12 protein-coding genes are annotated in these 10,685 nt (G+C 61.6%); 4 read left to right on the forward strand and 8 right to left on the reverse strand.

Annotated features, from left to right (window positions below; translation table 11 throughout):
- Positions 1-21: 21 nt before the first annotated feature.
- Together AB4N47_RS19545 and AB4N47_RS19550 are read right to left on the reverse strand one after the other, a co-directional pair.
- On the reverse strand, positions 22-933 hold the full coding sequence (locus AB4N47_RS19545; RefSeq protein ID WP_341639025.1) for a LysR family transcriptional regulator: 912 nt from the start codon (positions 931-933) through the stop codon (positions 22-24).
- Between the two features lie 106 nt (positions 934-1,039).
- A complete protein-coding gene (locus AB4N47_RS19550; protein WP_016771795.1) occupies positions 1,040-1,630 on the reverse strand; it encodes an NADPH:quinone oxidoreductase MdaB in 591 nt (196 codons plus the stop codon).
- Between the two features lie 181 nt (positions 1,631-1,811).
- On the opposite strand from AB4N47_RS19550, the gene AB4N47_RS19555 reads away from it, so the two are divergent.
- Positions 1,812-2,126, forward strand: a complete 315-nt coding sequence (locus tag AB4N47_RS19555; protein WP_122602648.1) for a putative quinol monooxygenase — start codon at positions 1,812-1,814, stop codon at positions 2,124-2,126.
- Here the strand turns inward: AB4N47_RS19555 and AB4N47_RS19560 are convergent.
- Complete coding sequence (locus AB4N47_RS19560; protein WP_341639024.1) at positions 2,116-2,880, reverse strand: sulfite exporter TauE/SafE family protein; 765 nt, start codon at positions 2,878-2,880, stop codon at positions 2,116-2,118. The two genes, AB4N47_RS19555 and AB4N47_RS19560, sit on opposite strands and share 11 nt — an antisense overlap.
- Positions 2,881-3,112: 232 nt before the next feature.
- On the opposite strand from AB4N47_RS19560, the gene AB4N47_RS19565 reads away from it, so the two are divergent.
- Together AB4N47_RS19565 and AB4N47_RS19570 are read left to right on the forward strand one after the other, a co-directional pair.
- Positions 3,113-4,000, forward strand: coding sequence for a LysR family transcriptional regulator (locus tag AB4N47_RS19565; RefSeq protein WP_460154316.1), 888 nt, complete (start codon positions 3,113-3,115; stop codon positions 3,998-4,000).
- 91 nt (positions 4,001-4,091) lie between these two features.
- Complete coding sequence (locus AB4N47_RS19570; RefSeq protein ID WP_016770579.1) at positions 4,092-4,442, forward strand: cupin domain-containing protein; 351 nt, start codon at positions 4,092-4,094, stop codon at positions 4,440-4,442.
- 286 nt (positions 4,443-4,728) lie between these two features.
- Here the strand turns inward: AB4N47_RS19570 and mmsB are convergent, their stop codons facing one another.
- Positions 4,729-5,616 (reverse strand): 3-hydroxyisobutyrate dehydrogenase, encoded by an 888-nt coding sequence (gene mmsB, locus AB4N47_RS19575; RefSeq protein ID WP_016770578.1) that lies wholly within the window; start codon positions 5,614-5,616, stop codon positions 4,729-4,731.
- Between the two features lie 10 nt (positions 5,617-5,626).
- Positions 5,627-7,153, reverse strand: coding sequence for a CoA-acylating methylmalonate-semialdehyde dehydrogenase (locus AB4N47_RS19580; RefSeq protein ID WP_341639022.1), 1,527 nt, complete (start codon positions 7,151-7,153; stop codon positions 5,627-5,629).
- Positions 7,154-7,302: 149 nt separating this feature from the next.
- On the opposite strand from AB4N47_RS19580, the gene AB4N47_RS19585 reads away from it, so the two are divergent.
- On the forward strand, positions 7,303-8,250 hold the full coding sequence (locus AB4N47_RS19585; protein ID WP_016771799.1) for a LysR family transcriptional regulator: 948 nt from the start codon (positions 7,303-7,305) through the stop codon (positions 8,248-8,250).
- Here the strand turns inward: AB4N47_RS19585 and AB4N47_RS19590 are convergent.
- Genes AB4N47_RS19590 through AB4N47_RS19600 form a run of 3 tightly spaced genes read right to left on the reverse strand, consistent with a single transcriptional unit; the run spans position 8,247 to position 10,581 of the window.
- Positions 8,247-8,747 carry an OmpA family protein gene (locus tag AB4N47_RS19590; protein ID WP_341639021.1) on the reverse strand — a complete coding sequence of 167 codons (501 nt, stop codon included), beginning with the start codon at positions 8,745-8,747 and terminating at the stop codon, positions 8,247-8,249. The genes AB4N47_RS19585 and AB4N47_RS19590 overlap by 4 nt on opposite strands.
- On the reverse strand, positions 8,747-10,015 hold the full coding sequence (locus tag AB4N47_RS19595; RefSeq protein WP_217864420.1) for a diguanylate cyclase domain-containing protein: 1,269 nt from the start codon (positions 10,013-10,015) through the stop codon (positions 8,747-8,749). Before AB4N47_RS19595 ends, AB4N47_RS19590 begins: the two co-directional genes overlap by 1 nt.
- Positions 10,012-10,581 (reverse strand): YfiR family protein, encoded by a 570-nt coding sequence (locus AB4N47_RS19600; RefSeq protein ID WP_024011482.1) that lies wholly within the window; start codon positions 10,579-10,581, stop codon positions 10,012-10,014. Before AB4N47_RS19600 ends, AB4N47_RS19595 begins: the two co-directional genes overlap by 4 nt.
- Between the last annotated feature and the right edge of the window lie 104 nt (positions 10,582-10,685).

Raw genomic sequence — 10,685 nt, forward strand, 5'->3', positions numbered from 1 at the left:
CTCTTGCGCAGGGATCACGAATCAGCCCTTGAATTCGGCGCTGGCGTAGGCGGCGAGTTTGCCCTGGATAAAGTCGAGGAAGCACTGGATGCGCAACGCCAGTTGCGAGTTGCGGTAGTACACGGCGTTGATCGGCTGGCGGTAGCCGCTGTTGAATTCGCCGAGCAGGACTTTCAGGCGTCCGGCGCGGATGTCGTCGATGGTCATGAAGTGCGACAGGCAGGCAATGCCCTGCCCCTCCAGCGCCAAATGGCGCACGGTCTCACCACTGGAAGCGCTGATCGCCGGGTTGATCGGCCAGCGGTCGCCATGCACATAGCGCAGCGGCCATTGGTTGAGGCCTTCGTTGTGGGTGAAGCCGAGCAGCGTGTGTTCACTGAGGTCTGCGACCTGCCGGGGCACACCGTGTTTTTTCAGGTAAGCAGGGCTAGCGACGATCATTAACGGACTGCAACCGAGCGAACGCGCATGCAGCGTCGAGTCGGCGAGAGTGCCGATGCGGATGGCGACGTCGGTGCTTTGTTCCAGCAGGTCAATGATCAGGTCGTTGCTGTTGAGTTCGAGTTGGATGTCCGGATAGAGCTGCCGGAATTCGTCGATGTAGGGAACGATGGCGTGGAGCATGAACGGCGAGGCGGCGTTGATGCGCAGGCGCCCGGAGGGAGTTTGCTGGCGCGAAGACAGACGCTCTTCGAGTTGATCCATCTGATCGAGAATCAGCTTGGCCTGTTCGAAGAAATACTTGCCCTCCTCGGTCAGGTCCATGCGCCGCGTGGTGCGGTTGATCAGCGTGGTGTCGAGCTTGGCTTCGAGCTTCGACAGCGTGCGACTGACGGCCGACGGCGTCTGGCCGACCTGCTCGGCGGCGGCGGAAATCGAACCGCACTCGATCACGCAGACGAAAATCTGCAACTCATCGGATCTGGCTTTCACGGGTGTCCTCGCTGGAATCGCCGATCGCAGCCTGTAGCCATGCCCCCTGTAGAAGCTGCCGTAGGCTGCGATCTTTTGCTGTACCCGGATAGTAGCCCGAAACCCATCAAGCCTTGAGGCCAAACACCTCAGTCAGATGCTGCTCATAGCGCACAACATCATTGTCGATGTTCGGGCGCTTCATTACGTCGACGCAGAGAAAGGTCGGCAGTGCGGTCATGCCCAGAAACTCGTTGGCCTTGTGGAACGGGAAGTACACCGCGTCCACGCCTTTGGCTTCGAAGAAATCCGTCGGGTCATCGAAGGCTTGCTGCGGCGCGTTCCAGGTCAGCGACAGCATGTATTGCTTGCCCTGAATCAGACCGCCGCTGCCGTACTTCTGCGAAGCATCGGAACGGGTGCGACCGTCGCTGGCGTAGAGGCTGCCGTGGCCTTCGGTGAAAACTTCGTCGATGTACTTTTTCACCGTCCACGGCGCGCCCATCCACCAGCCCGGCATCTGATAAATGATCACGTCGGCCCAGAGGAACTTGGCCACTTCTTCGGCAACGTCATAGCCCTCGTCGATAAACGTGGTCTTGACGTCGACACCACCGCGATCGAGCACGCTCAGCGCGGTTTCGTGCAGGGTGGTGTTGTAGCGGCCATCGGAGTGGGCGAATTTTTTACCGCCATTGAGCAGCAGGACTTTTTTCATCGGAAAACCCTTGGCGCAGCCTTCAAGGCTGGATTGAAACAGGAATTGGAATGGCGGCAGATTAACCATCGATCTCGCGCGGAAACAGCCACGTCGGCGCAAAATACATTTGATCAAAACGCACGAATCGATCGCCAATTGTTGCCGTAGCATCGCCGCTTTCTGCTTTGAGGAAGTTGTGATGAGTGAACGCCAGGGTTTCATCCTGCACGCCAAGACCCGCCCGGAAAAAGCCGCCGAATTCGAAGCGCTGTTCCGTGCTTACGTGGAGCCGAGCCGCGCCGAACCGGGCTGCATCGAGTACCACATGCTGCGCGACCAGCAGGATCCGACGCTGTTTATCTTCTACGAGATCTGGGCCAGCCAGGCGCATCTGGATGAGCACTCGGCATTGCCGCACATGAAAGCGTTCTTCGCCAAACGCATGGACTATCTGGAGCGTGATTTCGATATCCGCCCGATCGACATGCTCAGCGAATCCTCGGCTAGCCGCTGATCAGCAAATGGGCGCCGAGCGCGCCCAGTCCGATAAAGAACACCCGCTTGAACAGCACCGCACTGATGCGCTGACGCAACCATTGGCCAAGCCACATGCCGAGCATGGCCGGGATCAGCGCCAGCAGCGAGGCGCTCAATTCGCCACCGCCGAGTGCGCCGTGCCAGAGCAGCCCAAGCGCCAGCGCCAGGGTCGAAACCGTGAAGGACAGGCCGAGTGCCTGCACCAGTTCATCGCGGCTCAGCCCCAACGCTTGCAAGTACGGCACCGCCGGAATCACGAAGACGCCGGTGGCGGAGGTGATGACGCCGGTGATCAGGCCACACAGCGGGCCGAGCCAGCGTTCATGTCGCGGGTTGACGTGCAAAGTCGGCAGAAACAGTCCGCTCAATGCATACAGCAAGAGCGCCGCGCCAAGTCCGTGCACCACCCAATGGCCGCCGGCCATGCCGATCCACAGGGTGCCGATGCCGGTGCCGAGGAAGATCATCAGCAGCATGGGCCAGAGGCGTTTGATCAATCCTTGCAGATGACCGCCGAAGGCCAGTTGCCAGAGGTTGGTCAGGGTCGCCGGAATGATCAACAGCGCGGCTGCCTGCGCCGGCGCCATAGCCAGACCGAGCAGGCCCATGGCGACAGTGGGCAGGCCGAGGCCAATCACGCCTTTGACCGTGCCGGCGAGGAGGAAGGTGGCGATTACCAGCAGAGACATGGTCAGGCCGAGGGTTTGGTAGAAGTCGGTTAGTGTGTGCATTGGGGTAATGTGCACTGATCCGGGCTGGGGGAAAATCTGCCATATACTGAGGCAGCCTCTTCCTTTGCAAGAGGCTGATCTTTGCAGTGATGCATCTGGCCTCATCGCTGGCAAGCCAGCTCCCACAGAATCTCGGTTGTTCATCCATTTAGAGATCAACAAGAAACCTGTGGGAGCTGGCTTGCCAGCGAAAGGACCAGCCCACACACCATAAAAATCAGAGGCAAACCCCATGCACTTCGATCTCACCGACCTGCGCCTCTACCTGCACATCCTCGACACCGGCAACATCACCGCCGGCGCCGCCCGCAGCCACTTGTCCCTGGCCGCCGCCAGCGCTCGAATCCGCGCGATGGAAGCCTCGCTGGGCGCCGAATTTCTCGAGCGCGGCCGCCGTGGCGTCACCCCGACGCCGGCCGGCAAAGCCCTCGCCCGCCATGCGCGCATCCTTTTGCAACAGGCCGAACGCATGCAGCAGGATCTGGCCGATTACGCGCACGGCGTCAAAGGTCAGGTGCGGCTGTTGTGCAATACCACGGCGATCACCGAGTACCTGCCGGAAGTGCTCGCGGATTTCCTGCGCAGCCATCCCAATCTCGACATTGATCTACAGGAACTGCCCAGCGCGCGGATCACCCATGCCTTGCGCGAAGGAGCGGCGGAACTGGGGATTGTGTCCGACGCGGTCGACACCAACGGCCTACAGACTCAAGCGTTTCGCTACGATCCGCTGGTGCTGATTCTGCCGCTCGATCACCCGTTGTCTGACGCCGCTGAGGTCAGTTTCAGCGACGCGTTGCAGCACGACTTTGTCGGACTCAGCGCCGACAGCGCATTGGCGATTTATCTGGAAGAACAGGCGCTGCACAGCGGCGCACGAATGCAGGTGCGCATTCGCGCCGATGGCTTTGATGGCGCAATGCGCATGGTCGCCCATGGCGCCGGCCTGGCCATCGTGCCGTTGGCCGCTGTCCAACGCGCGATGCTCGAGCAGTTCAAGTGCGTGACTCTGAATGAGCCATGGGCGCGTCGCAGGTTATTGCTCTGCGCGAGAGACTTCGCCGCGCTGCCGGGTTATGCCCAGGCATTGTTACAAGCGCTCATCGCTGCGCGTTTCTGAGCACTCCGATGTCGACCCCAGACAACTGAGCGACAACCGGGCGCTATAGGGTGCGACTTCAATTCTCAAGTCCACTTGCCCGGAGTCCCTCATGACCGCGACCGCCCCAATCACCGTTCTACGCGACACTCACCCGCTGCCGGTACTCGACGCCTGCAAGTGGGAAAAACTCGAAGGCGACCCGCACACCGTCAACCTCAACGCCTACACCAGCGAAGACGGCAGCAAGATCATGGGCACGTGGATCTGCACACCGGGCAAGTGGCGCGTCGATTATGTGAAGTGGGAGTACTGCCATTTCCAGGAAGGCTACTGCGTGATCACCCCGGACGGCATGGCGCCGATCCACCTGCGCGCCGGCGATATCTTCGTGGTTGAGCCGGGCATGAAGGGCACGTGGGAAGTGGTCGAGACCGTACGCAAATACTTCGTCTTCGCCTGATAAAGCAAAGATCGCAGCCTTCGGCAGCTCCTACAGGAACGCATTCCCATGTAGGAGCTGCCGAAGGCTGCGATCTTTTTCTTCCTGCACAAAAAGCCGGGAAATCACCCGACGTGATTTCCCGGCAAATGTCCCGGCGTTGCTAAAACCTGTGGCGAGGGGATTTATCCCCGCTCGACTGCGCAGCAGTCGCAACCCCTGAGCACGCGGTTCACCTGACACAATCCAGGGGGCTGCTGCGCAACCCAACGGGGATAAATCCCCTCGCCACAAGGGCTGATCGCGATTACTGCGGCTTGCGATAGCTGTTGATGATCGCCGAGAAGTCTTTCCCACCATCACCACGCTGACTCATCGCCTGATACAACTGCTGCGCCACCGCGCCGAGCACCACCGGTTGATGCGCCTGCCGCGCCGCTTCCGTCGCCAGCCCCAGATCCTTGAGCATCAACTCCGCGCCGAAACCACCGGTATAACCGCGCGAGGCCGGCGCCGTTTCGACGATGCCCGGCCACGGGTTGTACATCTCCGAACTCCAGCAACGGCCGGTCGAGCTGTTGATGATCCCGGCCAAAACGCCGGTGTCGATCCCCAGCGCATCGCCCAACGCCATCGCCTCACTGACGCCGACCATCGAAATCGCCAGCAGCAGGTTGTTGCAGATCTTGGCGATCTGGCCGGTGCCGACTTCACCGCAATGGACGATGTTGCGGCCCATCTGCGCCAGCACCGGCTGCAGGGTGGCGAACAGTTCCGGGGTGGCGCCGACCATGAAGGTCAGCGTGCCGGCGGTCGCGCCGCCAGTGCCGCCGGAGACCGGCGCATCGGCCATGGCCACGCCGTGTTTGGCGGCGGCCGCAGCAACGTCGCGGGCGGTCTGCGGATCGATGGTGCTGCAATCCACCGCCGGCACGCCTTGGCGAATGCCGGCGAGCACGCCCTCCTCACCCAGCCAGACGCTGCGCACGTGCACAGCCGCCGGGAGCATGGTGATCACCAGTTCGGCATCTTCCGCCGCCTCGCGGGCCGAAGCGCGGATGGTGCCGCCCAGTTGCTCGAGTTCCGCCAGCACGGTTTTGTTCAGGTCGACCAGGTTCAACGAGTGGCCAGCCTTGATCAGGTTGCGCGCCATCGGCGCGCCCATGTTGCCCAGCCCGATAAATGCGATTTTCATGATCGAATCCTCAGCGCAGGTTGATGGTGGTGTTCACGCCGTCGTTGACGCTGTCGTCATCGAACCAGCGCGCCGTGACCGTTTTGGTCTGCGTGTAGAACTGCACCACTTGCTTGCCGTACGGGCCGAGGTCGCCGAGTTTCGAGCCGCGCGAACCGGTGAAGCTGAAGAACGGTACCGGCACTGGAATCGGGATGTTGATGCCGACCTGACCGACGTCGATTTCAGTCTGGAATTTACGCGCCGCCGCGCCGCTCTGGGTGAACAGGCCGGTGCCGTTGCCGAACGGATTGGCGTTGACCAGCGCAATCGCCTGATCGAGGGTGTCGACTTCAAGCACCACCAGCACCGGGCCGAAGATTTCCTGGGTGTAGATCTGCATGTCGGTGGTCACCCCGGAGAACAGGGTCGGGCCGACAAAATTGCCTTGCTCGTAGCCCGGCACGCTGATGTCGCGACCATCGAGCTCAAGCTTGGCGCCTTCGTTGATGCCGCTTTCGATCAGTTCAAGGATCCGCGCCTTGGCCTTTTTCGAAATCACCGGACCGACATCGGTGCCCGGCTCGCTGCCGGCGTTGACCTTGAGCTTTTGCGCCAGCGCTTTCAGATCCGGCAGCCATTGTTTCGCCGCGCCCACCAGCACTACCACCGAGGTGGCCATGCAGCGTTGCCCGGCGGCACCGAAACCGGCACCGACCAAGGCGTTCAGCGCTTGTTCGCGATTGGCATCCGGCAGCACCACAGCGTGATTTTTCGCGCCCATCATCGACTGCACGCGTTTGCCGTGTTTGCCGGCCAGGTCATAAACGTGGGTGCCGACAGCGGTCGAACCGACGAAAGACACGGCTTTGATGTCTTTGTGTGTGCACAGGCCATCGACCACATCCTTGCCGCCATGAACGACGTTGAGCACGCCCGCCGGAACGCCAGCCTCAATGGCCAGTTCCACCAGCAGCATGGTCGACAGCGGATCCTGTTCCGAAGGCTTGAGCACGAAGGTGTTGCCGCACGCGATCGCCATCGGGAACATCCACAGCGGAATCATCGCCGGGAAGTTGAACGGCGTGATGCCGGCGCACACACCGATCGGCTGGCGCAGGGTGTAAGTGTCGACGCCGCCGGCGACGTTCTCGGCGAACTCGCCCATTTGCAGAGTGCCGATCGAGCACGCGTGCTCGACCACTTCCAGGCCACGGAAAATATCGCCCTCGGCGTCAGCAATGGTCTTGCCCTGCTCAGCGCTGAGGACCACGGCGATGCGCTTGGAGTGCTCGCGGATCAGCGCTTGCAGCTTGAGCATGATGCGCATCCGCGCGCCGATCGGGGTCAGTTTCCAGGTCTGGAAGGCACGCTGCGCGGCGCTGACAGCGGCATCGACCTCAGCGGCGGTGGCGAACGGAACCTTGGCCAGCACTTGCTGGGTGGCCGGGTTGACGATGTCGTGCCACTCGGTGGTCTGCGACTCGACCCATTCGCCGTCGATCAGCAGTTTGACCTTTTGCAGCGTGGTCTCGTTGGGCGTAAGCGATGCGTTCATGCTGGTCTCCAGAACTTGTTTTTATCGTAGGAGCCAAGGCGAAAGGTTCGCCTTGAGATGAGGCGTGTGTCACGAATTGGTTGTCGGACTGTTTTTGGAGTATAGATGTGCAAACTTCTAATAAGAACGCACATATAAGCCCGACCATCATGCAAAAAAACATCACCTCGCTAGGCTCGCTGAACTGGGACGACCTGAAGTTTTTCCTCGAAGTCGCCCGCACCCGCAAGGCCAGCACCGCCGCCAAACGCCTGGCTGTCGACTACACCACGGTGTCGCGACGGATCAGCTCGCTGGAAGCGGCGCTCGGCACATTGCTGTTCGAAAAATCCCGCACCAGCGGTTTCGTCCTGACCACTGAAGGCCAGCGCTTGCTCGGTTATGCCGAGTCGATCGAAAGCACGTTGCACATGGCCTGCGAGCAAGTCTCGGGCTCGGGCGTTGCCCTGTCCGGGCACGTGCGCATGGGCTGCACCGAAGGCTTCGGCAGTTTCTTCATCACCCCGCAGCTGAGCCATTTCGTCGACGCCTACCCGGCGATCTCGGTGGACATCCTGCCGCTGCCGCACTTCATCAGCCTGTCCAAGCGCGAGGCCGACATCGTCATCGCCCTCGAGCGGCCGGAGCACGGGCCATACGTCTGCTGCAAACTCTGCGACTACCGTTTGCAGCTGTACGCAACCCAGGACTATCTGGACAAACACCCACCGATCCGCCGCCCGGCCGACTTGAGCAAGCATCAATTCATCAGTTATGTGGATGATCTGGCGTTCAGCTCAGAGCTGCTTTACCTGGCCAATGTGCTGCCCGGCGCCAGCGCAAACTTGCGCAGCACCAGCGTGATCGCGCAATACGTCGCCGCACAGCAGGGGCGCTCGCTGGCGATCCTGCCGTGCTTTCTCGCCGCGCAGGATCCACGATTGCTGCCGGTGTTGCCGGAGGAAATCGACATCACCCGGCAGTTCTGGATGTACTGCCGGGAGGATTTGCGCAAGTTGAAGCGGATCACGTTGTTGTGGGATTACATTCGTGAGGTGACTGAGCGTAATCAGGCGTTGTTGATGGGTGAAACGCGGGAGATGCGCTTTGCCGATTAGTCGGCGCTGACCACGATCGACACCCGACGATTTTCCGTACGCCCCGCTGCGGTGTCGTTGGAAGCCACCGGTTCGCTGCTGCCCAGGCCTTGCAGCTGGATGTTTTCCTGCTTCATGCCGACCGTGCCGAGGACGTTGGCAACGCTCTTGGCCCGGCGCAGCGACAGTTGCTGATTGTAGGTTTCCTTGCCGGACGCATCGGTGTGGCCATCGACGCGCACCCGCTCGATCCCCACGCCGAGCAGCGCCTTGCCGATGCGTTCGACGATTTCCGTGCTGGCTGCGTTCAGGCTTTCGACGTCACTGCCAAAAAGCACTTTGCCCGACAGGCCGAATTCCCAACCGTCGTCGGTCAATTCGAAACCCTGCTGTTTGAGCACGGCAACCTGCGCCGGTGTCAGGCCTTTTTGCGGGGCGGTCTGGCAACCGCCCAGGGTCAGCGCGGCGATCAGCAGCAATGCGGAAAACAGTCGAAAGGGAAGTGTGAACACGGGCATCAGCTCCTGGTGTGAACGGAATCGACCGGGCGCTCCGACCCGGCGGTGAATTGCGCGCCACGCGACAGGCGCTTGGCCTGATACATCGCCGCGTCGGCTGCGTTGAGCAAGGCGCCCGGCGTGGCGCCATGATCGGGATAGACGGCAATACCGATACTGAGCGAGGTCACTACACTGCTGTCGCCGGGCAGGGTGATCGGCATGTCCATGCTGGCGAGAATCTTGTCTGCGATGTGCTCAGCGTCTTCGACCGTGTGCAGCGGCGCGAGCAGCACAGCGAACTCGTCGCCGCCCAGCCGCGCGACCAGATCATCCTCGCGCAATTGCGCTCGCACGCGATTGGCGATCGCCACTAGCACGGCGTCGCCCGAGGCGTGGCCGAAGTTATCGTTGATGCCTTTGAAGCGGTCGCTGTCGAGAAACAGCACGGCGACCCGCTCATCGTGTTTTTTGCCGTTGCGCAAGGCGCGCATCAAGCGGCCTTCGAAAAACGCGCGGTTGGGCAAACCGGTGAGGCTGTCGTGGGTCGCTTGGTGAGCGAGAGTTTCGTTTTCGTTTTGCAGATGGGTTTGCCACGACTCGAGTTCGCCGAGCAAGGCATTGAAGTCGTTGCCCAGGTTATCCAGTTCAGCGATTTGCGCCGGCGGCACGCGCCGATCCAGCGCTCGTTCGCTACGGGCGGCGTGGGCAACGGCGGCGAGGCTGTGCAACGGGCCGATGATCGCGCGCAGCTGCCGCCGCGCCAGATAGAGCGCGACCCAGGCGCTGATCGCGGTGCACAGCACAATCCCGGCCAGGCCGCTGAGCAGGAAGCGCATCAGGCTGCCGCCGTGACCGATGAGCAGGACGCGACCGATTTCGCGGTCCTGATGTTCGATCGGCAGGCTGACCGGTTTTTCCAGAATGGCGCGGGTGACCTGCATTTCCAGCTCGGAGAACAAACCGGTCTCAGCGCGCTGCCATTGCGCGATCAATTGGCCCTGCGCGTCCAGCACTCGGGCATCTGCCACTTCCTCGGTAGCGGCAATGATCGCCAGCGCCTCAGTTGCCGCCGCTTTGTCATTGAACACGACGGCCGCCTCGACGGTGTAGCTGATCGACCGGGCGATCAAATGCAGGTTGTGATCGGCATAGACCCGCAGCGCCAGCACGCCCAGCAAGGTCAGCGAAACACTGGCCATTGCCACCGCCACCAGCGCGACAATCAAATGCCCACGGCCGATGACCGAGCCCAGTGTCGGGCGAGCCTTCCAACTGAACAGCTTCATGGCGCTGCCGCTTTGCGACGGGACAACTGCAACACGCTGGGGTGTATGCGCACACCACTGCGAGCCACGGAGTCGAGATTGACCTCGAACGACACTTGCTCATCGCCAACGCGCAGGCAGAACAGACTGCCGACGGTGCATTGATCGTCTGCTTCGCTGATGCTCAGCACCGGGTGCCCGATCAACGATGCAAACAGACGACTGCGTTCATCGGCGGTGAGCTTGCCGATGTACACCGCATCGCATTCGCTGACGATGCCCGGGTTGTCCGCCAGCAGACGCCGCACAGCCACCGGCCGGCCCGTGGCTTGGGTGGTGCCTTTGACCAGGTCATCGGTGTATTCGGTGGGGCCGACGATGCACAGGCGCAACTGCGCCGGTTCCACTGGCCAGCGTGCGTAACTGAGGATGCCAAGAACCACTTGCGTGACTGCTTTGGCCCGCTGTTCGGCCGGCCCGGTTTGCGCTTGGGCGATGGCGCTGCCCGTGAACAACCAGAGCAAAACGATCAGCAATGCGTGCTGGCAGGCCACCACACGCTGTGTCGCCCAGACGGCCACCTTCATGGAGGGATTCTCTTGGAGCGTAACGAAATGATGCCGCAACGATAGCACAGCGCCAGAACACCAGCGAGGCGCCTGCCTCTGACCGGTTGGTCAGTAATCGTTGT

It is taken from the genome of Pseudomonas sp. S3_G06 (assembly GCF_054667565.1).

Excerpts from the sequence above, each read along its gene's own strand:
- AB4N47_RS19585 (WP_016771799.1), top strand. The coding sequence starts at position 7,303 with ATGCAAAAAAACATCACCTCGCTAGGCTCGCTGAACTGGGACGACCTG.
- AB4N47_RS19565 (WP_460154316.1), top strand. The coding sequence starts at position 3,113 with ATGCACTTCGATCTCACCGACCTGCGCCTCTACCTGCACATCCTCGAC.
- AB4N47_RS19550 (WP_016771795.1), bottom strand. The coding sequence starts at position 1,630 with ATGAAAAAAGTCCTGCTGCTCAATGGCGGTAAAAAATTCGCCCACTCC.
- AB4N47_RS19600 (WP_024011482.1), bottom strand. The coding sequence starts at position 10,581 with ATGAAGGTGGCCGTCTGGGCGACACAGCGTGTGGTGGCCTGCCAGCAC.
- mmsB (WP_016770578.1), bottom strand. The coding sequence starts at position 5,616 with ATGAAAATCGCATTTATCGGGCTGGGCAACATGGGCGCGCCGATGGCG.
- AB4N47_RS19590 (WP_341639021.1), bottom strand. The coding sequence starts at position 8,747 with ATGCCCGTGTTCACACTTCCCTTTCGACTGTTTTCCGCATTGCTGCTG.
- AB4N47_RS19595 (WP_217864420.1), bottom strand. The coding sequence starts at position 10,015 with ATGAAGCTGTTCAGTTGGAAGGCTCGCCCGACACTGGGCTCGGTCATC.
- AB4N47_RS19580 (WP_341639022.1), bottom strand. The coding sequence starts at position 7,153 with ATGAACGCATCGCTTACGCCCAACGAGACCACGCTGCAAAAGGTCAAA.
- AB4N47_RS19570 (WP_016770579.1), top strand. The coding sequence starts at position 4,092 with ATGACCGCGACCGCCCCAATCACCGTTCTACGCGACACTCACCCGCTG.
- AB4N47_RS19555 (WP_122602648.1), top strand. The coding sequence starts at position 1,812 with ATGAGTGAACGCCAGGGTTTCATCCTGCACGCCAAGACCCGCCCGGAA.
- AB4N47_RS19560 (WP_341639024.1), bottom strand. The coding sequence starts at position 2,880 with ATGCACACACTAACCGACTTCTACCAAACCCTCGGCCTGACCATGTCT.